Here is a 20,051-nt window from a genome sequence, read left to right as displayed (position 1 = left end):
TCAACGTGGATGACTGATTCCCAAAGGGTACACGAAGGGCGGCCGGCCAACGCCATGGCACCAAATTCGCGAATAAGGCTTCCCTTTTTATACGACTCTGCTATACTTCCGCTTCTGCGTGCGGCTGTAGCTCAGTTGGATAGAGTACTTGGCTACGAACCAAGGGGTCGTGGGTTCGAATCCTGCCAGCCGCGCCACTTTTTCGAGGGCCTTCCGAACCGAAGGCCCTTTCAGTTCAAAGCAGTAGAAGTTTGTTGTTGCGTGCGGCTGTAGCTCAGTTGGATAGAGTACTTGGCTACGAACCAAGGGGTCGTGGGTTCGAATCCTGCCAGCCGCGCCACTTTTTTGGGGGCCTTCCCATCGCAGAAGGTTCCGACAGTTGAAGCAGTACCGTTTTGCGTGCGGCTGTAGCTCAGTTGGATAGAGTACTTGGCTACGAACCAAGGGGTCGTGGGTTCGAATCCTGCCAGCCGCGCCACCTTAAAAGGGCTTTCCTCCGGGAAAGCCCTTTTTCTTTGTGCGCCCGCCTCCCCCGTCGTTCCCGCCCTCGCCCCGCGCGCCTTCGGCCGGGCACCGTCAACATCGCTCCCGCCGCGCTTTCGGCAGCCCCAATGAAAACGGCGGCCATCAGCCGCCGTCCGTCGATCATCGAATCCGCCCGCCGCGGCGCGCGTCAGCGTCAGTAATCCTGCCGCTCGCGCTCGATACGCATGCCGCCGTCATGGCGCGCATGCGCACCGTCGTCGGTCGAGCGCTCGCGCATGATCCGCATCACGTCCGGATTGGTCCTCACGCGCCGCATCACGTTCGCGAGATGCACGCGGTCGCTGACCTGGATCACGAAGCGCAGCACCGTCGACTCGTGCGTCAGATCCTCGTCCATCGCGATATGAACGATATTCGCGTCGGCCGACGTGATGTCCGCCGCGACGCGCGCGAAGATGCCCTTCGTGTTCTTCACGAGCGCCTTCACCGCGACATCGAACAGGCGGCCCGGCTGCGGCGCCCATTCGACGTCGATCCAGCGGCCCGGATCGCGGCGATGGATGCGCTGCGCGACACGGCAATCCGTCGTATGAATCGCCATGCCCAGACCGATGCCGATATACCCCATGATCGCGTCGCCCGGGATCGGGCGGCAGCACGCGGACAACTGCACGGACATCCCTTCGGTGCCGGTAATCACGACCGGCGGCGCATGATGCGCGGGATGCCGCTCGGACTTCGGCAGATCGTCGTCGGCGTCGCGGCCGCTCATCAGCACTTCGATGCGCTTGGCCATCACCGCGGCGACACGGCGGCCGAGGCCGATGTCCGCGAAGATTTCCTGACGGCTCTTGTTGCCCGTCCACTGCACGAGCTTCTCCCACACCTCCGGCTCGACATCGGCCAGCGAGAAACCATAGCCCTTCAGGCTCTGGTCGACGAGCCGCTCGCCCAGCTGCACGGACTCGTTCAGGCGCATCGTCTTCAGGTAGTGGCGGATCGCCGAACGCGCCTTGCCGGTACGCACGAAGCCGAGCCATGCGGGATTCGGCTTCGAATACGGCGCGGTGATCACCTCGACGATGTCGCCGCTCTTCAGCTCGGTGCGCAGCGGCAGCAGCTCGTTGTTGATCTTCACGGCCACGCACTGGTTGCCGAGATCGCTGTGGATCGAATACGCGAAATCGAGCGCCGTCGCGCCTCGCGGCAGCGCCATGATCTTCGACTTCGGCGTGAACACGTAGACCGCATCCGGGAACAGGTCGATCTTCACGTGCTCGAGGAATTCGCTCGAATCGCCCGCTTCGCTCTGGATGTCGAGCAGCGACTTCAGCCACTGGTGCGCGCGCTTCTGCACGTCGCTGAGATCGGCGCTGCCGTTCTTGTACAGCCAGTGCGCGGCGACCCCCGCCTCGGCGATCTCGTGCATCTTGCGCGTGCGCACCTGGAACTCGATCGGCGCGCCGAACGGGCCGACGAGCGTCGTGTGCAGCGACTGATAGCCGTTGATCTTCGGAATCGCGATGTAGTCCTTGAACTTGCCGGGCACCGGCTTGTACAGCGCGTGCAGCGCGCCGATGCACGTGTAGCAGTCGAGCGGGCTGTCGACGACGACGCGGAAGCCATACACGTCGAGCACCTGCGAGAACGACAGCTGCTTGTCGCGCATCTTGCGATAGACGCTGTAGATGGTTTTCTCGCGGCCCGTGATCTCGGCGTCGATCTTCGCGTCGGCCATCGCGCGCTGCGCGGCCTCGAGGATCTTGCTGATCACTTCGCGGCGGTTGCCGCGCGCGGCCTTCACCGCCTTCTCGAGCGTCGCGTAGCGATGCGGGTTGAAGTTCGCGAAGCTCATGTCCTGCAGCTCGCGGTACGTGTTGTTCAACCCGAGCCGGTGCGCGATCGGCGCGTAGATGTCGAGCGTCTCGCGCGCGACGCGGCGGCGCTTTTCCATCGGCACCGCGCCGAGCGTGCGCATGTTGTGCAGGCGATCGGCGAGCTTGACGAGAATGACGCGCACGTCGCGCGCCATCGCGAGCAGCATCTTGCGGAAGTTTTCCGCCTGCGCTTCCTCGCGGCTGCGGAACTCCATCTTGTCGAGCTTCGACAGGCCGTCGACCAGTTCGGCGACCTTCGGGCCGAACCGCTCGGCCAGCTCGTTCTTGGTCACGCCCTGGTCTTCCATCACGTCGTGCAGCAACGCGGCCATCACGGCCTGCGCGTCGAGCTTCCAGCCGGCGCAGATTTCAGCGACGGCGACGGGATGGGTGATGTAGGGTTCGCCGCTCTGGCGATATTGACCGAGGTGGGCTTCGTCGCTGAAATGGAACGCCGCCTTGACCTCTTTGATTTCGTCCGGAGCGAGATACTCGGCAAGCGCCGCCGTCAGTTTCGCGATCGAAACGACGCCGTGCTTGCGCGGCTGCTCCGGGGTGGCGGTCGGCCCGAACAGATGCCGAAAGGACTGTTCGAGGACCGCGTCGATGTATTGGCGCGCAGGCGACTGGGCCGTGGCTTCGGTGGTCGAATCCGCGGAGGCGGACGATGGGGTGGTGCTCATATTCGCCTCCAGGTCGAGTCGTTGCGCGCGTGGACTACATGGCTGGAACGGGCCGGATGCGCGTTACACCGGCACCTTCTTCAGCATCTCGACGCCGACCTGGCCGGCGGCGATTTCGCGCAGCGCGACGACGGTCGGCTTGTCGCGGCTTTCGATCTTCGGCGTATGGCCTTGCGCGAGCTGCCGCGCGCGATAGGTGGCGGCGAGCGCCAGTTCGAAGCGATTCGGGATTTGCTTCAGGCAGTCTTCGACGGTAATGCGAGCCATGTTGGTAATTCCTTCTGAATATAGTCCTTATTCTACCTTATGTCCCTCGTGCCCCGCGTCATTCCGCGTGGGGCAGATGGATGCCGAGCTCGATGAACAGCTCCGCGTGTCGCGCGTACTGCGAAGCAAAACGCAGGCGCGTCGCCGCGACGATGCATTCGAGTTCCGCGAGCGCCCGCTCGAAATTCTCGTTGATCACCACGTACTCCGCTTCCGACGCGTGCGCGATCTCGCTGCCGGCGGCCAGCAGGCGTCGCGTGATCACGTTCGGCTCGTCCTGGCCGCGCTTCTTCAGGCGTTCCTCGAGGGCGTCGAGCGACGGCGGCAGGATGAAGATGCCGACCGCGTTGCGGAACTGCTTCTTCACCTGCAACGCGCCCTGCCAGTCGATTTCGAGCAGCACGTCGTGGCCGTTCTTCATCTGCTCTTCGATCCAGACGCGCGACGTGCCGTAGTAGTTGCCGTGCACTTCCGCGCTCTCGAGGAATTCGTGCGCCGCGTGGCGCGCGCGGAAATCCTCGACGCTCGTGAAGTGATAGTGCTGGCCGTCCTGCTCGCCCGGGCGCGGCTTGCGCGTCGTGTATGAAATCGACAGGCAGATGTCGCTGTCCTTCGACAGCAGCGCATTCACGAGCGTCGACTTGCCGGCGCCCGACGGCGCGACGACCATGAACAGGTTGCCGGGATAGACGCCGCCGTGCAGCGAATGCGACGCGTGGCCGTCGCGGTTAGGGTCGATCATGTTGCTTTTACTCCAGGTTTTGCACTTGCTCGCGCATCTGCTCGATCAGCAGCTTCAGCGCCATCGACGCGTCGGCGAGTTCCTTCGCCGCCGCCTTCGAGCCGAGCGTGTTCGCTTCGCGATTCAATTCCTGCATCATGAAGTCGAGACGCTTGCCGACGCGGCCGCCCTTCTCGATCACGTGACGCGTTTCGTTCAGGTGCGCGGTGAGCCGCGACAGCTCTTCCGCGATGTCGATCCGGATCCCGTACATCGTCACTTCCTGACGGATGCGCTCCGCGGCTTCCTCGCGCGTGACGACCGTCGAGCCGCCTTCGGGCGCCGCGAGGCCGAGCGCTTCCTGCAGCCGCTCGACGATCTTCTGCTGGTGCTTCGCGATCAGCTCCGGCACGAGCGGCGTGATGCGCGCGACGATCGCCTCCATCTCGGTGACGTTCGACAGCAGCATCGTCGCCAGTTGCGCGCCTTCGCGCGAACGCACGACGACGAGCTCGCCGATCGCTTCCTTGCCGCAGGCGAGCACCGCGTCGCGGATCGCTTCGGCCGACACGCCGCTCTCCGCGAGCACGCCGGGCCAGCGCAGGATTTCACCCGCGCGCAGACGGCCGACGCCCGGGAACGAATCGAGCACCGCGCGTTCGAGATCGGCAAGCTGGCCGAGCGCCGACTGGTTCAGCGCGCCCGCGCCGATGCTCTGCTCGCCGCGCTGCAGGTTGATGCGCACGTCGACCTTGCCGCGCGACAGCTTGTTCATCAGCATTTCGCGCAGCGCGGGTTCGCACGCGCGCACGTCGTCCGGCATCCGGAAATTGAGATCGAGGAAGCGCGAGTTCACGGTGCGCAGTTCGACCGACACGCTGGTGCCGCCGTTGCCGGCGGCCGTCGCGAGTTCGCGCGTCGCGCTCGCGTAGCCCGTCATGCTGTAGATCATGGTTCGTCTCGCCGTCTGGTGCCCTCGCGGGCGGGGAATACATCGAGGCGCCCGGCGCATCGGAAGGCGCGGGGCGGGAAGCGCGCATTATCCCATTTTTGCGGACCACCCCGCCGGGCACGCCCGCCGTTCGGCGCTAAAATCGGGGTTTCCTCTCCTTCCGCGATTTCCCCATGACGTCTTCCGTTTCCCGCCCGAGCGGCCGCCGTGCCGACGCACTGCGCCAGGTCGCCCTCACGCGCCACTACACGAAACACGCCGAAGGCTCCGTGCTGGTCGAATTCGGCGACACCAAGGTGCTCTGCACCGCCAGCGTCGCCGAGCGCGTGCCCGAGTTCCTGCGCGAGCGCGGGCAAGGCTGGCTGACCGCCGAATACGGGATGCTGCCGCGCGCGACCCACACGCGCAGCGACCGTGAAGCGGCGCGCGGCAAGCAGACGGGCCGTACGCAGGAAATTCAGCGCCTGATCGGCCGCGCGCTGCGCGCGGTGTTCGATCTCGAGGCGCTCGGCCCGCGCACGATCCACATCGACTGCGACGTGATCCAGGCCGACGGCGGCACCCGCACGGCCAGCATCACCGGCGCGTTCGTCGCCGCGCACGACGCCGTGACCAAGCTGATCGCGGCCGGCAAGCTCGCGCGCTCGCCGATCACCGACCACGTCGCCGCGATCTCGGTCGGCGTGTACGAAGGCGCGCCCGTGCTCGACCTCGATTACGCGGAAGACTCGCGCTGCGACACCGACATGAACGTCGTGATGACCGGCGCGGGCGGCTTCGTCGAAGTCCAGGGCACGGCCGAAGGCGTGCCGTTCTCGCGCGCCGAGATGAACGCGCTGCTCGACCTCGCGCAGGGCGGGATCGCCGAACTCGTGCGGTTGCAGAAAGACGTGCTGGGTGTGAACCATGCCTGACGACCGCGCCGTCGCGCCGCTGTCGCGCATCGTTCTCGCGTCGAACAACGCCGGCAAGCTGCGCGAATTCACCGCGCTGTTCTCGACGGTCGGCATCGAGATCGTCCCGCAGGGCGACCTCGCGGTGCCGGAGGCGGAAGAACCGTTCGGCACGTTCATCGAGAACGCGCTGACCAAGGCGCGCCACGCGTCGCGGCTCACCGGGCTGCCGGCGATCGCCGACGATTCCGGCCTGTGCGTGCGCGTGCTGCGCGGCGCGCCGGGCGTCTATTCGGCGCGCTACGCGCAGCGCGCGGGCCGCGACAAGGGCGACGCGGCGAACAACGCGTATCTCGTCGAGCAGTTGCGCGGCGTCGACGACCGGCGCGCGTACTACTGCTGCGTGCTCGCGCTCGTCCGCCACGCGGACGATCCGGAACCGCTGTTCGCCGAAGGGCGCTGGGCCGGCGAGATCGTCGATACGCCGCGCGGCGAACACGGTTTCGGCTACGACCCGTATTTCTACCTGCCGTCGCTCGGCGCGACGGCCGCCGAACTCGAGCCGGCCGTGAAGAACACGCACAGCCACCGCGCGCTGGCGCTGAAGGCGTTGCTCGCGCGGCTCGCGGAGGAAGCATGAACATGCCCGACACCCCTTCGCTGCGGGAGGCGGCATGAGCCAGGCCGCGGACACCGGCGCGCGCGTCGTCGCGACCTTCACGTCGCCCGGCCAGGTGCGCCTCACGTCGCTGCCGCCGCTCGCGCTGTACGTGCATTTCCCGTGGTGCGTGCGCAAGTGCCCGTACTGCGATTTCAACTCGCACGAATGGAAAGGCGAACGGTTTCCGGAAGCCGACTATCTCGACGCGTTGCGCGCCGACCTCGAGCAGGCGTTGCCGCTCGTGTGGGGTCGGCAGGTGCATACCGTGTTCATCGGCGGCGGCACGCCGAGCCTGCTGTCGGCGGCCGGTCTCGACCGGATGCTGTCCGACGTGCGCGCGCTGCTGCCGCTCGACGCCGATGCCGAGATCACGCTCGAGGCGAATCCGGGCACGTTCGAAGCCGCGAAGTTCGCGCAGTTCCGCGCAAGCGGCGTGAATCGCCTGTCGGTCGGCATCCAGAGCTTCAACGAAGCGCACCTGAAGGCGCTCGGCCGGATTCACGACACCGCGCAGGCACGCGCGGCCGTCGAGATCGCCGCGAAGAACTTCGACAACTTCAACCTCGACCTGATGTTCGCGCTGCCGAACCAGACGCTCGACGAATGCCGCACCGACATCGAGACCGCGCTGTCGTTCGCGCCGCCGCACCTGTCGCTGTATCACCTGACGCTCGAGCCGAATACGCTGTTCGCGAAGTTTCCGCCCGTCGTCCCCGACGACGACGCGTCGGCCGACATGCAGGAATGGATCCACGCGCGCACGGCCGAAGCCGGCTACGGGCGCTACGAAGTATCCGCGTACGCGAAGCCGAATCATCAGTGCAAGCACAACCTGAACTACTGGCGCTTCGGCGACTATCTCGGGATCGGCGCGGGCGCCCACACGAAGCTGTCGTTCCCGAACCGGATCCTGCGGCAGGCACGCTACAAGCATCCGGCGACCTTCATCGAACAGGCGAAGGCCGGCACGGCCGTGCAGGAAGAGCGTGAAGTCGGCGCGCGCGACCTGCCGTTCGAATTCATGCTGAACACGCTTCGGCTCGTCGAGGGCTTCCCCGTGCACAGCTTCGCCGAACGCACGGGCCTGCCGATGAGCACCATCGAGCCGGCGTTGAAGGAAGCGGAACGGCGCGGATTGATCACGCGCGATTTCACGCAAATCGCGCCGACGCCGCTCGGCCAGCGCTTCCTCAACGACCTGCAGGAATTGTTCCTGCGCGACGACTGAACGGATGAACGAGGCGGCATTTCGGTTACAATGCCGCCTCGTGTGGAAGCGTGGCCGAGCGGTTTAAGGCACTGGTCTTGAAAACCAGCGACGGGAAACTGTCCGTGAGTTCGAATCTCACCGCTTCCGCCAGGAAGTTCGCCGAACCCCGTCCATTCGCAGAATGACGGGGTTTTTGTTTGTCCGCACGCGTGCGCCCCGCACGTTCCGACGCATCGCGCCGGATGCCGTTACAATCCCGCGCTCCGATTCGCGAAACGGGAAATCCACGTCATGAAGCCCTTCCTCGTCTCGTCGCTCGTCGCCGTGCTGGCCGCCGTCAGCACGCATGCGGCGGCCGACACCGCCTCCGGCAGCGACGCGCAGGCGTCGTGCGCGATCGCGTACGTGACCGGCGTCGGCGGTTCGCCGCGCGGCCTGAGCGAATATCTCGCGAGCCCGTCGCCGTACAACTACCTGAAGGACAACGAGCTGCAGTGCAAGGTGGGCGACGACGGACGCACGTCGAACTGCACCGGCGTGACCTACCTGCGCAACGAACAGGTCAGCGTGTACGACGATTCCGATCCGGCGACGCTGACCGTCGTCGCGCGCGTGGAACTCGATCATGGCCAGACGTATCCGGTGATCGTCGTGGTGCAGCGCAAGGACGCGCGCTGCAAGCAATGACGCGAAAAATACGATGATCCCCGTTTCCGTCGCCCGCTGATGGAACCGGCGCCCGATCGTCGACGCGCCGAAGCGACAGGGTGCGAGCGTCCGGGACGCCAGCCGCCGCACACCGTCGGACGCCTCCCGGCCCGCCCCGCCATCGCCTAGAATTCGTTCAACACGGCGACACGAACGCCGCCGCGTGTTCGATGTATTCGATGCCGCACGCGCCACCCCTGCGCGCGGCACACGGAGATCGCCATGACCGACCTGTCGAGCGCGACGGACCACGTCGATTACGAAGGCTTCGAGATCCATGTCGTGCCGGCCGCGATGCCCGGCAGCGACACGCGCTATACCTACACCGGCTACGTGTGCCATCCGGGCGTGAATCCCGCGCTGCCCGGCCATGCGGTGCCGTTCCACGCGGACGGCGAGGAAAGCTTCGCGAGCGTCGACGAGGCGATCCACGAAGCCGTGCATATCGGCAAGAGCATCATCGACGGCACGCACCCCGACCTGTCGGTCCTGTCGCTCGTGACGCACGGCTTCTGACGCGGCCGGAAGGCATCGCAGGTGATGGGTCGGCAGGCTGGCCGAGGTTGCCGCATCGGCCGAGCGCGCCGCCCGGCCGCACGATTGCAGCGCGCCGTGGCTTTCAACCTTCCGACACGCGCGTGCGCCGCAAGCGCCGTCACATGTCGCGTCACATCGCGATGCATCGCGCCCGATGCACGTTGCCCGACGCGGCGTCCAGCCGGCATCATCCGCGATCGCAACGACCGGTCCCGCGCGCTATGCGTTTCCCCCCATATCGTCTCGCGTCGGTACGCCTATCATTTTTTTATCGTCCCTCCCGGCCATCCCGTCATGCGCCCCCTTCTCCGTCCGCGCGTCGCCCGGCTGCGTGTTGCCGCGCTGGCCGTCGTCGCCCTGCTTGCCGCGTGCACGATCACGCCGCCTTCGTCGTTACGCTCGGTCCTGACGATTCCGTCGGTCATACGCGGCGGCAATCTCGACCAGTATCGCGTCGAGGTCGCGCACCGCGTCGCCGAGCGCAATCCGTCCGGCATGCTGCACGGCACACCGCAGGCCATGCTGCGCTCGCTCGTCGTCGTGGCCTTCACCGTCGATGGCAGCGGCCGCGTGATCAACGCATCCGTCTATCGCAGCAACGGCGACAGCGAGGCGGAAGCGCTCGCGCTCGCGTCGCTGCGCCGCTCGGCACCGCTGCCGGCGCCGCCGTCGCGGCTGCTCGACGGCAACGGTCGACTCGAACTGATGGAAGGCTGGCTCTTCAACGACGACGGCCACTTCCAGCTGCAAAGCACCGCGTCCGCGCAGGCGCAATCGATCGACTGACGCGCCGCCGCGGCCCGATTGCCGGTGGGCGGCGGCGCTGGCTATAATTTTCCGCACTCGCGCGGCCATCACGCCGCGCGCGCGTTCGCGCGCCGCACCCGGCAAGCGAGCCGACCACGCCGGCACCGGGCGGCGGCGACGTACCCGTCTCCATCGTCGACCGGCGAGTGACGTCCGCGCCACGGCGCGCATCCACGCCGCCACCGCGTCATCCGCATCAATCATGTGCCCGGCGGCTCCCGGCAGGCAGTCGCCTGCCCCAGCGCACGCCCAGCCCGCTGCCCCAACGACAAAACGGAGACATCCATGTCCGCATCCCCCCCGGCCGTTGCACACGCAACCGGTTCGGCCGGCGCCGTCAGCCACCGGCGCATCGTGTTCGCGAGCTTCATCGGCACCGCGATCGAGTTCTACGATTTCTACGTGTACGCGACGGCCGCCGCGCTCGTCATCGGCCCCGTGTTCTTCCCGCACGGCTCCGCGACGGCGCAAGCGCTATCCGCGTTCGTCACGTTCGGGATCGCGTTCATCGCGCGCCCGATCGGCTCGTTCCTGTTCGGGCACTTCGGCGACCGCATCGGTCGCAAATCGACGCTCGTCGCATCGCTGCTCGTGATGGGCGTGTCCACCACCGCGATCGGCTTCGTGCCCGGCTACGACACGATCGGCGCGCTCGCGCCGGTGCTGCTGTGCGTGCTGCGCTTCGGCCAGGGGATCGGCCTCGGCGGCGAATGGGGCGGCGCGGCGCTGCTCGCGACCGAGCACGCGCCGCAGGGCAAGCGCGGCTGGTTCGGGATGTTCCCGCAACTGGGGCCGTCGGTCGGCTTCCTGATGTCGAACGGGCTGTTCTTCGCGCTCGCGCTGTCGCTGTCCGATGAGCAGTTCCGCACTTGGGGCTGGCGGATTCCGTTCCTCGTCAGCGCGGTGCTCGTTGCGCTCGGCCTGTACGTGCGGCTCAAGATCACCGAAACGCCCGCGTTCCAGGCGGCGCTCGATCGCAACGAGCGCGTGCGCGTGCCGGTCGCGACCCTCGTCACGCAGCACTGGCGGCCGACGCTGCTCGGCGCGCTCGCGATGGTCGTCTGCTACACGCTGTTCTACATCTCGACGGTGTTCTCGCTGTCGTACGGCGTGTCGGCGCTGCATATTCCGCGCCAGAGCTTCCTCGGCCTGCTGTGTTTCGCGGTCGTCTTCATGGGCCTCGCGACACCGCTGTCCGCATGGGCGTCGGACCGCTTCGGGCGCAAGCCGGTGCTGGTCGTCGGCGCGCTCGCCGCGCTGCTGTCGGGGTTCGCGATGGAACCGCTGCTCGGCAGCGGCTCGATGCCGCTCGTCGCGCTGTTCCTGACGATCGAGCTGTTCCTGATGGGCGTGACGTTCGCACCGATGGGCGCGCTGCTGCCGGAATTGTTCCCGACCAACGTCCGCTACACGGGCGCGGGCGTCGCGTACAACCTCGGCGGGATCCTCGGCGCGTCGATCGCGCCGTATATCGCGCAACTGCTGGCTGCGCGCGGCGGGCTGTCGTGGGTCGGCGGCTATGTGTCGGTGGCGGCGGCGATCAGCCTGATCGGCGTGCTGCTGATGCGCGAGACGCGCGACGCGTCGCTCGTCTGACCCTTCGGGGCGACCCGGGTTGTACGACGGCGGGCGCTGCCTATACTCGATCCTGGGCGCGTCGATGCGCGCCCGGAGATCCCGCCCCGACAGGAGCCGCCGCCATGAACATCCGCCTTGCCAATGCCGATCTCGTGCTGATTCTTGCGCTCGCGCTCGGTGGCGCGCTGCTGCTCGCGCTGCGATTCCGACCGAAGACCTGGCGTGGCCTCGTGTTCGAGGCGCTGCTGGCGAATCTGGCGGCCATCGCCGCCGTCGTCACGATCGAAGCGCTGCTCGCCTGAGCCTCGGCGCCGAGTCAGGCGGACAGCCGCGCGCGCAACGCGCCATAGGCCGGGCAGACCGTATCGATCGCGTCCAGCGCCTCGTCGACGGTCGGCATCGCGCCCGGCTCGCCGATCGACAGCGCATTCGGCGTGCCGCCGATGCCGCAATGGTGGCGCGACGTCGCGACGAAAATCATCACGGTCGGCCGCTGCAGTGCGTGCGCCATGTGCACGAACCCCGTATCGACGCCCACCACCAGCGCGGCCCGGCCCAGCGCCGCGCCGAGCTCCCGTACCGTCATCGCCGGTAACACGATCGCGCCCGGCGCCCGCGCGGCGATATCGCGTGCATCGTCGTGCTCGGCTGCCGATCCCCACGGCACCAGCACGCGCACGCCGCGCGCCATCATCTCCGTGGCCAGCGCGGCCCAGTGGTCGGCCGGCCACTTCTTGTCCGGATTGGACGTCGCATGGAACAGCAGCATGAACGGCCCGCCGTCGGTCACCGCGGCCGGCAGACTCGCATCCTGCGGCGCGACGATGCCGTGCCTGGCCGGCCCTTCCGGCACGTAGCCGAGCGCCTCGCCGGCACTCACGCGCATCCCGTGCCATGCGTCACAGTCCGGACGCGGGCCGAAACGGTGCGAATACGCGAAACGCGCGCCCGTTTCGCCGAGATCCTGCGTCTGGTAGCCGACCCGGCGCGCGGCGCGCGCCAGCGACGAGATGATCGCGCTCTTGTACACGCCGTGCAGATCGATGACCGCGTCGTAGCGATGCGCACGCAACGCACCGATCGACGCCGAGATCGCCTTCAGGTCGCCGGCATTGCGCAGTTTCTTGAAGCGGCGCAGCGGCGCGCACAGGACGGCGCTCACGCCCGGATGCCAGCGTACGACCTCCGCGCACGATTCGTCGACGGCCCAGTCGACCGTCACGCCGGGGAACGCGCGATGCAGGTCGGCGACGACAGGCAGCGTCTGGACGACGTCGCCGAGCGACGTCACTTTCACGATAAGGATACGTTTCACGATAAGCGGGGGTCCTTGACTGGCCATTTGGGCATGCTAACGAGGGTTGCCATGTACAGACATTACGCGAACATTACATTTGCAACAAATTGCTTCGCTTTTGTGAATTTTTGTCGTCCGTCTCGAAGCGTTGTCGTCCCGCTGGCATCGGTTCCTTTTTATAATCTTCTCTTTGCCCTCCGGCCGAACCCATGCCGCGCCCCACTCTCCCCGCGCTGTTTCCCGCCCTCACCCGCCGCTCGCTCCGGATCTGGCGCCAGTATGGTGTTTTCTGGCTCGGCGCGATCGTCGTCGGCCTCGCGGCCGTCCTGTACGCGCGATTGATCGACTGGGGTTACGAGACTTTCCGCGCGATGCGCGATCACGCCGTCTGGCTGCCGCTGCTGCTGACGCCGGCGATCGCCGCGTTGTCGGCGTGGACCACGCGGCGCTTTTTCCGCGGCGCCGAGGGCAGCGGTATCCCGCAGGTGATCGCGACGCTGCATGCCAGCCCGAGCGCATTCGGCGCCCGACTGCTGACGCTGCGCCTCCTGTTCGGCAAGGTGCTGATCTCGTTCCTCGGCATTCTCGGCGGCTTCACGATCGGCCGCGAAGGGCCGACCGTGCAGGTCGGTGCGGCGCTGATGTTCAACCTGCGGCGCTTCTACCCGCGCTCGAACGCGCAGATCGAACGCCAGCTCGTGCTGGCCGGCGCGGCGGCCGGGTTGTCGGCCGCGTTCAATACGCCGCTCGCGGGCATCGTGTTCGCGATCGAGGAACTGACCCGCAGCTTCTCCGCGCGCGCCAGCGGCGTGCTGATCACCGCGATCATTCTCGCCGGCGTCGTCGCGCTCGGGCTGAACGGCAACTACACGTATTTCGGCACGATCAACGCCGGGCTCCATTTCCCGAAGCTGCTGGCGGTCGCGGTGCTGGTCACCGCGATCGTGACGGGCATCGCGGGCGGTCTGTTCTGCTGGTTGCTGCTGAACACGGGGCGCTGGCTGCCCGCGCAACTGCTGGGCCTGTATCGCGAGCGGCCGGTCGCGTTCGCCGCGCTGTGCGGCTTCACGATCGCCGTCGTCGGGCTCGTGTCCGGCGGCACGACGTTCGGCAGCGGTTATGCGGAGGCGCGCGGCCTGCTCGACGGCAGTCAGCAGCTGTCGGTCTTCTATCCGTTCCTGAAGATGGTGTCGATGGTCGCGTCGTACCTGCCGGGCATCCCGGGCGGGATCTTCGCGCCGTCTCTGTCGATCGGCGCCGGCTTCGGCAACGTACTGCATGCCGTATTCAGCAACATGAGCCTGCCGATGCTGATCGCGCTCGCGATGGTCGGCTATCTGGCCGCCGTCACGCAGGCGCCGATCACGTCGTTCGTGATCGTGATGGAAATGATCAACGGTCATGCGCTCGTGATTTCGCTGATGGCGACCGCGCTGGTATCGAGCCGGGTATCGCGCTTTTTCGCGCCGCCGCTCTACGAAACGCTCGCGCAGCGTTATCTGGCGCCGCCCGTCGCGGCCGCCGCGCCGGCCGCGGCAACCGCAGCGGCCGCGGCGGGCGACATGACCGACGTGACCGAACCCCGGGACGCGACCGCGGCCCCCGCCGATCCGCTCGACACGCTGCGCGACGAAGGCGGCGACGAGCCGACCGCCGCGGCGCCGGCCGACGGCGCAGCGCACACGGCGGCGGCGCACGATGCCGGGCCGGCTGCGCCCGACGCAAACGACCCGGCGCAACGGCACGGCCCGCGCGACGCTCAGTAGATCACGACGGGCGCCGGCCGGTAGTAGACCGGCCGCGCCGGCACGACGATGCACCCGGCCAGCGTGATCGCGACGAGCGCGATGGCGATTGCGGTTCTTTTCATCGCGCGCCTCCCTCAGGCCCAGTGGCCGCGCGTCCAGAACCAGTTCGGACCGCGCTGGTCCCAATGCCCGGGCACCCAGTGCATGCCGACGCGCTCGGCCTCCCAGTGGCCGCCGATCCACACGTAGCGCCCATGGTCCCAGTGCCAGTGCCCGCGGTCCCACACGTAGCCCACGCGCGCGGCCGGTACGACCTCGTAGCGCACGGGCGGCGGCGCATTCGGCGCGACGACGACGATTTCCTCGGTGCGCACGGCGGCCGGCTCCGCGATGACCATGCGCCCCTGCGGCGCGATCACCGGCGTGCCGACGAGAATCTCGTCCGCGTGCGCGGCAAACGGTGCGACGACGGCTGACAGGCCCGCGGCGAACAGCGCGAGCGCAACGATACGGCGGGAAACGATAGAGACAGCCATCACAACCTCCTGATTGAACAAGTCACGTGAGCGTATTCGTTCAATGCGGGAGGGTCGATGACGGCCGACAGGCGTCGTGTTACGGCATGCCCGAAAGTGCAACAGGGCGTAAGACGCGCACGGCGGCGGGCGCCGCCGTGCGGAGGGACACACGCCAAGCGTCAGGCTTGCGGAATCTCGATCTTCACTTCGAGGACTTCGAGGTCGTCCTGACGCTCGAGGCTCACGCGGATGTCATCGTCCGAAATATGGACGTACTTCGAGATGACCGCGACGAGCTCTTTCTGCAGCGCCGGCAGGTAATCGGCCGGCGGCCGGCCGCCGACCCGCTCGTGCGCGATGATGAGCTGCAGGCGCTCCTTCGCGACCGATGCGGACTTCTTCTTCTCGCCGAGGAGAAACGAAAGGATGGACATGGGCGGCCTCCGTTACTTGCTGCCGAAGAGGCGCTGCAGCAGGCCCGGCTTCTGGTAATCGGTGAAGCGCAGCGGCTTGTCCTCGCCGAGGAAGCGGGCGACGACGTCCTTGTACGCTTCCGCGACGTCCGTGCCGTCGATATGCACGGCCGGCAGACCCTGGTTCGACGCATGCAGCACGGCTTCCGACTCGGGCACCACGCCGATCAGCTTGATGCGCAGGATCTCGCTGATGTCCTCGAGCGACAGCATCTCGCCTTCGCTCACGCGCTTCGGGCTGTAACGCGTGATCAACAGGTGTTCCTTGATCGGCTCCTTGCCTTCGGTCGCGCGCTTCGTCTTCGACGACAGGATGCCGAGAATGCGGTCCGAGTCGCGCACCGACGACACTTCCGGGTTCGTGACGATCAGCGCTTCATCCGCGAAGTACATCGCGTGCAGCGCGCCGGCCTCGATACCGGCCGGCGAATCGCAAACGATGTATTCGAAGTCCATCGCGACGAGGTCGTTCAGCACCTTCTCGACGCCGTCGCGCGTCAGCGCATCCTTGTCGCGCGTCTGCGACGCCGGCAGGATGAACAGGTTCTCGCACTTCTTGTCCTTGATCAGCGCCTGGTTCAGGTTCGCTTCGCCCTGGATCACGTTCACCAGGTCATACACGACGCGACGCTCGCAGCCCATGATGAGATCGAGGTTGCGCAGGCCGACGTCGAAGTCGATCACGGCCGTCTTGTGGCCGCGCAGCGCGAGACCCGACGCGAAGCTCGCGCTCGTCGTCGTCTTGCCCACGCCGCCCTTGCCCGAGGTCACCACGATGATTTTTGCCATTTACCCAATACCCTGTGTTCGTCAATGAGAGCCGATCGACCCGGAGCGCGCCGCGTGAATCACGTCAGGCGCAGCGGTTCGATCATCAGTTTTTCCTCTTCGAGCCGGATCTGGACCGATTTGCCCAGTACGTCGGCGGGCAGCGGGTTCTCGGTCGTTCGATAGATACCCGCGATCGAAATCAGTTCCGGTTCGAGACACGTGCAGAAAATGCGCGCGTCGTGATTGCCGTGCACGCCCGCGAGTGCGCGGCCGCGCAACGGCGCGTAGATGTGGATATTGCCTTCCGCGATGATTTCCGCGCCGTGACTGACCGGCGCGAGCACCACGAGGTCTCCTTTCGCGTAAATCTGCTGCCCCGAACGCAACGGCCGGTCGATCACCAGCGTCTGGCCGCCGGCCTGCACGAGTGTCGGCGCAGGCTCCGACGGCTGTTCGGGCGCCGCTGCGGCTGCCGCGGCGGCGGGCTCGACGGCTGGCACGGCCGCCGGTTCCGCTTCGTCGGCCGGTTTCGCGGCCGGCGCGCGGCGATCGCGCGCCTCCAGCAACGGCAGGCCGGCTTCCCCCGCCCAGCCCTGCGTTGCCAGTGCGACGACGCCCACCGGACGCATCCGCACGTCGTTCAGCATCTGGCGGATGTCCGCGAGCGCGACGCGCTCGCCGTCAGCCAGGCGGCGGACGTCGATCGCGACGACATCGTCGGCGAAAAACTCGGGAGTCGCTTCGAAGCGCTTGACCAGTTCGGTACGCAACGCGTCGAGATCGGTCGTCTTCACGGTGAACAGCAACGTATCGACCGATCCGCTGCGCAGCTCGAAGAATGGCGATTTTTTAAGCGACATGGACACTCTGCAAAAATTTTTTGCGTATTTTACAGGCGTCCACGCAGGCGGCCATTATTTTTGGGACTCGGGATGGCGGCGGCCTGGACGGACGCACCACCGGCAGGCGGGCGGGCCCGCGGGCGATCGGGCTTTCGTCGCGCCGCGCGGCTGGCCATGTCGAGGTCGCGTCAGTGCTTCACCTGCGACACGAACAGCGATTTCATCGCGCCGGGCATCCGCGCGATCGGCGCATGTTCGCCGGTGTTGCCGAAACCGGCACGCTCGTAGAAGCGGATTGCGTTGCGGTTCGCATCGGCGATCCATGCGTAGACGTCGGTGGCGCCGCGCTCGGCAAGCCATGCGGTGGCCGTCTCCAGCAGCAGCACGCCGCCGCGCAGATGACGCACCGCATGCGCCACCCACAGTTCGCTGACGAACGCGCGCCGATCGGGCGTGTTGTCGAAATACGCGCCGATCATGCCGGCCGGGTGGCCTTCGGTGTACAGCAGGAAAGTCGTCGACTCGTCGGACACGGCGCGCTGCGCGGCGATCGCCGACGCCGCGTCCGTTTCGACGGTCAGCAATTCGGCCTCCGGCGCTTCGCCGGGCGCATAGGGCTCACGCAGCGATGCGGCGCGGAGTTCGCGATATACCCCGCCCTGATCGGCAGCGATACGACGAACGGTCAAGGTCGAACTCATGCAGGCACAGCCCCCTTCGGACAGCAAGCTAGTAGCTTCAACCGAAAGCGGGGCATGAGTCAAATCGTAATTTTCAAACGGCGGCGCGAATCGAAAGACAGCGGATGTCATCCACGACGACGTGCGCGGCCCGATGTGCAAGTGCAGCATCGATACGTCGACGCCGGGTGTTGGACGGTGAGCGCACTCTCATGATCCGGCGCTTCGCGTCGTTCTCCTTGCAATGCGCGGCCGGCCGGTTTCGAGCCGCGTTGCAACGCGTCGCCGCAGCCGTAACGCTACGTAATATAAGCGAACGAAAAGCGCTCGGCGCCCTTACTTCGGCGGCCTCATTATTGCGACGCAACATTCGTTGCAGCCCGCTCACACGCGCTCGCCCGCACTGCAGGCCGCGCCATTCATCTGACAAACGCGTCGCCGTCGCGAGCCCATCCGCCGTCGTCGGCCCGTTTCAATCGGCGCGTGTCGGCCCCTCCTCGCCCTGCGTCTCGGGCAGCGCGTCGTTTGGAGCATCGCGCCTAGCGGCGGTATTTGGCAAGCGCGCGCGCCGGTCGTATAACAGGCAGAACCGGACACCGATCCGGCGCCGCCGCGCGCATCGCGGACCACGAGGATTCGAACAATCATGCATGCGGCCGCCCGCGGGCCGGCCGACTGGAGGGAGACAATGGCAATGACCGATGGATCGGCCTCGGGCTGGTCGGATGGCAAGCGTTACCTGTGGCTGCTCGGCGCGCTGACGATCACGCTGCCGATCCTCGCCGCGCAGCTCGCGCTGTCGACGGGCCTTCACGTGTTCTGGTGGTTCGGCCCGCTGTTCGCGTTCGGCGTGATCCCGATTCTCGACACGCTGATCGGCGACGATCGCGACAATCCGCCCGAAGCCGTCGTGCCGCGGCTCGAACGGGAGCGCTATTACCGGTACATCGTCTATCTCGCGGCTTTCGTCGAATACGTCGCGTTCTTCATGGGCGTGTGGATCGTCGGCACGCACGCGCTCGCGTGGTACGACTACGTCGGCTTCGCGCTGTCGCTCGGCGCCTCGACGGGCATCTCGATCAATACCGCGCACGAACTCGGACACAAGACCGACCGCTTCGAACGCTGGCTCGCGAAGATCACGCTCGCGCCGGTCGCGTACGGCCACTTCTACGTCGAACACAATCGGGGCCATCACGTGCGCGTCGCGACGGCCGAGGATCCGGCGAGCGCGCGCTACGGCGAGTCGTTCTGGGCGTTCCTGCCGCGCACGGTGACCGGCAGCATCCGTTCCGCGTGGCGGCTCGAGAAGGCTCGCCTCGAACGGCTCGGGCATTCGCCGTGGAGCTGGCGCAACGAAGTGCTGCACGCATGGGCGATGACCGCCGTCGTGTGGGCCATCGCGATCGCGATGGCCGGCAAGGTCGTGATCCCGTTCCTCGTGATCCAGGCCGTCTACGGCGCGTCGCTGCTCGAAGTGGTGAACTATGTCGAGCACTACGGGCTCGGCCGCCGCAAGCTGCCGAACGGGCGCTACGAACGCTGCACGCCGCAGCATTCGTGGAACAGCAATCACGTCGTCACGAACCTGTTCCTGTACCAGTTGCAGCGACACGCCGACCATCACGCGAATCCGACGCGCTCGTACCAGGCGCTGCGCCACTTCGACGATGCGCCGCAATTGCCGGCCGGTTACGCGACGATGATCCTGTTCGCGTACGTGCCGCCGCTCTGGTATCGCGTGATGAACCCGCGGGTCGTCGCGCACTATCGCGGCGACATGGCGCAATCGAATATCAAGCCGTCGATTCGGGACAAGGTGCTGGCGCAGTATCCGGCGGCGGCGTGATGGGAGGACAGGACTGTGTGGATGCCGGCGAGCGCTGCTCGATGCGGTCGGCGCGCCGGCATCCGGCTTGCATGCGCACGGTTCGGCAGCGACGCCGTCACGCCATTTCCGGCAACGCGAACATGGCCCGGTGACGACGGCAGCCAGCAATGTAAAACCGTCAGGACTTCCGACAGTCGGTGCGGGACGATCGCGCCGCTATCGTCCCGGCACGATCCGATGCCCACCCCACCGTTGGCCTGTCGCCACCGCATCCGCAATCGACACGCCGCACGGACGGCCCAAAACGAAAAACCCCTTGATCCTTTCGGATCAAGGGGCTTCGTATTTTGGCGGAGAGGGTGGGATTCGAACCCACGGTACGGGGAAACCGTACGCCTGATTTCGAGTCAGGTACATTCGACCACTCTGCCACCTCTCCTTCCTTACTGCCTTCGCGGCTGGTCGTTTCCGCGAGAAAAAGATTATAAGACGAGTGCTTCGCGGCTGACAA

Annotated in this window: 20 protein-coding genes and 5 tRNA genes; 14 read left to right on the top strand and 11 right to left on the bottom strand. The window is 66.8% G+C overall.

What is annotated here, in order from left to right:
- The first annotated feature begins 120 nt into the window (after nucleotides 1-120).
- From QZM72_RS25005 to QZM72_RS24995, 3 genes are all read left to right on the top strand, one after another.
- Nucleotides 121-197: transfer RNA gene (locus QZM72_RS25005), tRNA-Arg, on the top strand.
- Between the two features lie 66 nt (nucleotides 198-263).
- Nucleotides 264-340: transfer RNA gene (locus QZM72_RS25000), tRNA-Arg, on the top strand.
- Between the two features lie 61 nt (nucleotides 341-401).
- Nucleotides 402-478: transfer RNA gene (locus QZM72_RS24995), tRNA-Arg, on the top strand.
- A 201-nt stretch (nucleotides 479-679) separates the two neighbouring features.
- Here QZM72_RS24995 and QZM72_RS24990 read toward each other — a convergent pair.
- The 4 genes from QZM72_RS24990 to QZM72_RS24975 form a co-directional block, all read right to left on the bottom strand.
- Nucleotides 680-3,046 carry a bifunctional (p)ppGpp synthetase/guanosine-3',5'-bis(diphosphate) 3'-pyrophosphohydrolase gene (locus QZM72_RS24990; protein ID WP_089466897.1) on the bottom strand — a complete coding sequence of 789 codons (2,367 nt, stop codon included), beginning with the start codon at nucleotides 3,044-3,046 and terminating at the stop codon, nucleotides 680-682.
- A 63-nt stretch (nucleotides 3,047-3,109) separates the two neighbouring features.
- Nucleotides 3,110-3,313, bottom strand: coding sequence for a DNA-directed RNA polymerase subunit omega (gene rpoZ, locus QZM72_RS24985; RefSeq protein WP_006025620.1), 204 nt, complete (start codon nucleotides 3,311-3,313; stop codon nucleotides 3,110-3,112).
- A 58-nt stretch (nucleotides 3,314-3,371) separates the two neighbouring features.
- On the bottom strand, nucleotides 3,372-4,055 hold the full coding sequence (gmk, locus tag QZM72_RS24980) for a guanylate kinase (RefSeq protein ID WP_089466896.1): 684 nt from the start codon (nucleotides 4,053-4,055) through the stop codon (nucleotides 3,372-3,374).
- A 7-nt stretch (nucleotides 4,056-4,062) separates the two neighbouring features.
- Nucleotides 4,063-4,986, bottom strand: coding sequence for a YicC/YloC family endoribonuclease (locus QZM72_RS24975; protein ID WP_089466895.1), 924 nt, complete (start codon nucleotides 4,984-4,986; stop codon nucleotides 4,063-4,065).
- A gap of 173 nt (nucleotides 4,987-5,159) precedes the next feature.
- Here QZM72_RS24975 and rph point away from each other — a divergent pair, with 173 nt between their 5' ends.
- From rph to QZM72_RS24930, 9 genes are all read left to right on the top strand, one after another.
- Complete coding sequence (gene rph, locus QZM72_RS24970) at nucleotides 5,160-5,900, top strand: ribonuclease PH (RefSeq protein ID WP_089466894.1); 741 nt, start codon at nucleotides 5,160-5,162, stop codon at nucleotides 5,898-5,900.
- A complete protein-coding gene (gene rdgB, locus QZM72_RS24965) occupies nucleotides 5,893-6,519 on the top strand; it encodes an RdgB/HAM1 family non-canonical purine NTP pyrophosphatase (protein ID WP_089466893.1) in 627 nt (208 codons plus the stop codon). The genes rph and rdgB overlap by 8 nt, the downstream gene beginning before the upstream one ends.
- 34 nt (nucleotides 6,520-6,553) lie before the next feature.
- Nucleotides 6,554-7,768: a radical SAM family heme chaperone HemW gene (gene hemW, locus QZM72_RS24960; protein ID WP_011544847.1), complete on the top strand. Its 1,215-nt coding sequence runs from the start codon at nucleotides 6,554-6,556 to the stop codon at nucleotides 7,766-7,768.
- A 44-nt stretch (nucleotides 7,769-7,812) separates the two neighbouring features.
- A tRNA-Ser gene (locus tag QZM72_RS24955) sits at nucleotides 7,813-7,900 on the top strand.
- A 141-nt stretch (nucleotides 7,901-8,041) separates the two neighbouring features.
- Nucleotides 8,042-8,437 carry a hypothetical protein gene (locus QZM72_RS24950; protein WP_089466892.1) on the top strand — a complete coding sequence of 132 codons (396 nt, stop codon included), beginning with the start codon at nucleotides 8,042-8,044 and terminating at the stop codon, nucleotides 8,435-8,437.
- A gap of 243 nt (nucleotides 8,438-8,680) precedes the next feature.
- The gene (locus QZM72_RS24945; protein ID WP_089466891.1) at nucleotides 8,681-8,974 is read left to right on the top strand and encodes a hypothetical protein; all 294 of its coding nucleotides are present in this window, start codon (nucleotides 8,681-8,683) and stop codon (nucleotides 8,972-8,974) included.
- Nucleotides 8,975-9,289: 315 nt separating this feature from the next.
- Nucleotides 9,290-9,781 carry an energy transducer TonB gene (locus tag QZM72_RS24940; protein WP_089466890.1) on the top strand — a complete coding sequence of 164 codons (492 nt, stop codon included), beginning with the start codon at nucleotides 9,290-9,292 and terminating at the stop codon, nucleotides 9,779-9,781.
- 306 nt (nucleotides 9,782-10,087) lie between these two features.
- Nucleotides 10,088-11,398 carry an MFS transporter gene (locus QZM72_RS24935; RefSeq protein ID WP_089466889.1) on the top strand — a complete coding sequence of 437 codons (1,311 nt, stop codon included), beginning with the start codon at nucleotides 10,088-10,090 and terminating at the stop codon, nucleotides 11,396-11,398.
- A 104-nt stretch (nucleotides 11,399-11,502) separates the two neighbouring features.
- Nucleotides 11,503-11,682, top strand: a complete 180-nt coding sequence (locus QZM72_RS24930; RefSeq protein WP_089466888.1) for a hypothetical protein — start codon at nucleotides 11,503-11,505, stop codon at nucleotides 11,680-11,682.
- A 14-nt stretch (nucleotides 11,683-11,696) separates the two neighbouring features.
- On the opposite strand, the gene waaC is transcribed toward QZM72_RS24930, so the two are convergent.
- The gene (waaC, locus tag QZM72_RS24925; RefSeq protein ID WP_089466887.1) at nucleotides 11,697-12,695 is read right to left on the bottom strand and encodes a lipopolysaccharide heptosyltransferase I; all 999 of its coding nucleotides are present in this window, start codon (nucleotides 12,693-12,695) and stop codon (nucleotides 11,697-11,699) included.
- Nucleotides 12,696-12,886: 191 nt separating this feature from the next.
- Between waaC and QZM72_RS24920 the strand changes: the two genes are divergently transcribed.
- Entirely contained in the window at nucleotides 12,887-14,443 is a 1,557-nt protein-coding gene (locus tag QZM72_RS24920) for a chloride channel protein (protein WP_089466886.1), read from the top strand.
- Nucleotides 14,444-14,559: 116 nt separating this feature from the next.
- On the opposite strand, the gene QZM72_RS24915 is transcribed toward QZM72_RS24920, so the two are convergent.
- From QZM72_RS24915 to QZM72_RS24895, 5 genes are all read right to left on the bottom strand, one after another.
- Complete coding sequence (locus tag QZM72_RS24915) at nucleotides 14,560-14,961, bottom strand: YXWGXW repeat-containing protein (RefSeq protein ID WP_089466885.1); 402 nt, start codon at nucleotides 14,959-14,961, stop codon at nucleotides 14,560-14,562.
- A 161-nt stretch (nucleotides 14,962-15,122) separates the two neighbouring features.
- Entirely contained in the window at nucleotides 15,123-15,377 is a 255-nt protein-coding gene (minE, locus tag QZM72_RS24910) for a cell division topological specificity factor MinE (protein ID WP_006476634.1), read from the bottom strand.
- Nucleotides 15,378-15,389: 12 nt separating this feature from the next.
- Complete coding sequence (minD, locus tag QZM72_RS24905; RefSeq protein ID WP_006476635.1) at nucleotides 15,390-16,205, bottom strand: septum site-determining protein MinD; 816 nt, start codon at nucleotides 16,203-16,205, stop codon at nucleotides 15,390-15,392.
- A 59-nt stretch (nucleotides 16,206-16,264) separates the two neighbouring features.
- Entirely contained in the window at nucleotides 16,265-17,047 is a 783-nt protein-coding gene (minC, locus tag QZM72_RS24900; RefSeq protein ID WP_301739486.1) for a septum site-determining protein MinC, read from the bottom strand.
- 170 nt (nucleotides 17,048-17,217) lie between these two features.
- Complete coding sequence (locus tag QZM72_RS24895) at nucleotides 17,218-17,841, bottom strand: GNAT family N-acetyltransferase (protein WP_256979659.1); 624 nt, start codon at nucleotides 17,839-17,841, stop codon at nucleotides 17,218-17,220.
- Between the two features lie 556 nt (nucleotides 17,842-18,397).
- Here QZM72_RS24895 and QZM72_RS24890 point away from each other — a divergent pair.
- On the top strand, nucleotides 18,398-19,558 hold the full coding sequence (locus tag QZM72_RS24890) for an alkane 1-monooxygenase (RefSeq protein WP_301739485.1): 1,161 nt from the start codon (nucleotides 18,398-18,400) through the stop codon (nucleotides 19,556-19,558).
- Nucleotides 19,559-19,888: 330 nt separating this feature from the next.
- Here QZM72_RS24890 and QZM72_RS24885 read toward each other — a convergent pair.
- A tRNA-Ser gene (locus tag QZM72_RS24885) sits at nucleotides 19,889-19,979 on the bottom strand.
- Between the last annotated feature and the right edge of the window lie 72 nt (nucleotides 19,980-20,051).

Origin of the sequence: Burkholderia sp. AU45388 (assembly GCF_030481585.1) — a bacterium.
In the GTDB taxonomy this organism is placed as follows: domain Bacteria; phylum Pseudomonadota; class Gammaproteobacteria; order Burkholderiales; family Burkholderiaceae; genus Burkholderia; species Burkholderia sola.
Note: the sequence above shows the minus strand (reverse complement) of the source record. Positions and strands in the feature narration are given on the sequence as shown.

Coding starts and splice junctions, on each gene's coding strand:
- QZM72_RS24930 (WP_089466888.1), top strand. CDS start 11,503: ATGAACATCCGCCTTGCCAATGCCGATCTCGTGCTGATTCTTGCGCTC.
- minD (WP_006476635.1), bottom strand. CDS start 16,205: ATGGCAAAAATCATCGTGGTGACCTCGGGCAAGGGCGGCGTGGGCAAG.
- rpoZ (WP_006025620.1), bottom strand. CDS start 3,313: ATGGCTCGCATTACCGTCGAAGACTGCCTGAAGCAAATCCCGAATCGC.
- QZM72_RS24915 (WP_089466885.1), bottom strand. CDS start 14,961: ATGGCTGTCTCTATCGTTTCCCGCCGTATCGTTGCGCTCGCGCTGTTC.
- QZM72_RS24935 (WP_089466889.1), top strand. CDS start 10,088: ATGTCCGCATCCCCCCCGGCCGTTGCACACGCAACCGGTTCGGCCGGC.
- QZM72_RS24895 (WP_256979659.1), bottom strand. CDS start 17,841: ATGACATCCGCTGTCTTTCGATTCGCGCCGCCGTTTGAAAATTACGAT.
- QZM72_RS24945 (WP_089466891.1), top strand. CDS start 8,681: ATGACCGACCTGTCGAGCGCGACGGACCACGTCGATTACGAAGGCTTC.
- rph (WP_089466894.1), top strand. CDS start 5,160: ATGACGTCTTCCGTTTCCCGCCCGAGCGGCCGCCGTGCCGACGCACTG.
- QZM72_RS24990 (WP_089466897.1), bottom strand. CDS start 3,046: ATGAGCACCACCCCATCGTCCGCCTCCGCGGATTCGACCACCGAAGCC.
- minE (WP_006476634.1), bottom strand. CDS start 15,377: ATGTCCATCCTTTCGTTTCTCCTCGGCGAGAAGAAGAAGTCCGCATCG.
- gmk (WP_089466896.1), bottom strand. CDS start 4,055: ATGATCGACCCTAACCGCGACGGCCACGCGTCGCATTCGCTGCACGGC.
- hemW (WP_011544847.1), top strand. CDS start 6,554: ATGAGCCAGGCCGCGGACACCGGCGCGCGCGTCGTCGCGACCTTCACG.
- minC (WP_301739486.1), bottom strand. CDS start 17,047: ATGTCGCTTAAAAAATCGCCATTCTTCGAGCTGCGCAGCGGATCGGTC.
- QZM72_RS24950 (WP_089466892.1), top strand. CDS start 8,042: ATGAAGCCCTTCCTCGTCTCGTCGCTCGTCGCCGTGCTGGCCGCCGTC.
- QZM72_RS24940 (WP_089466890.1), top strand. CDS start 9,290: ATGCGCCCCCTTCTCCGTCCGCGCGTCGCCCGGCTGCGTGTTGCCGCG.
- rdgB (WP_089466893.1), top strand. CDS start 5,893: ATGCCTGACGACCGCGCCGTCGCGCCGCTGTCGCGCATCGTTCTCGCG.
- QZM72_RS24920 (WP_089466886.1), top strand. CDS start 12,887: ATGCCGCGCCCCACTCTCCCCGCGCTGTTTCCCGCCCTCACCCGCCGC.
- QZM72_RS24975 (WP_089466895.1), bottom strand. CDS start 4,986: ATGATCTACAGCATGACGGGCTACGCGAGCGCGACGCGCGAACTCGCG.
- QZM72_RS24890 (WP_301739485.1), top strand. CDS start 18,398: ATGGCAATGACCGATGGATCGGCCTCGGGCTGGTCGGATGGCAAGCGT.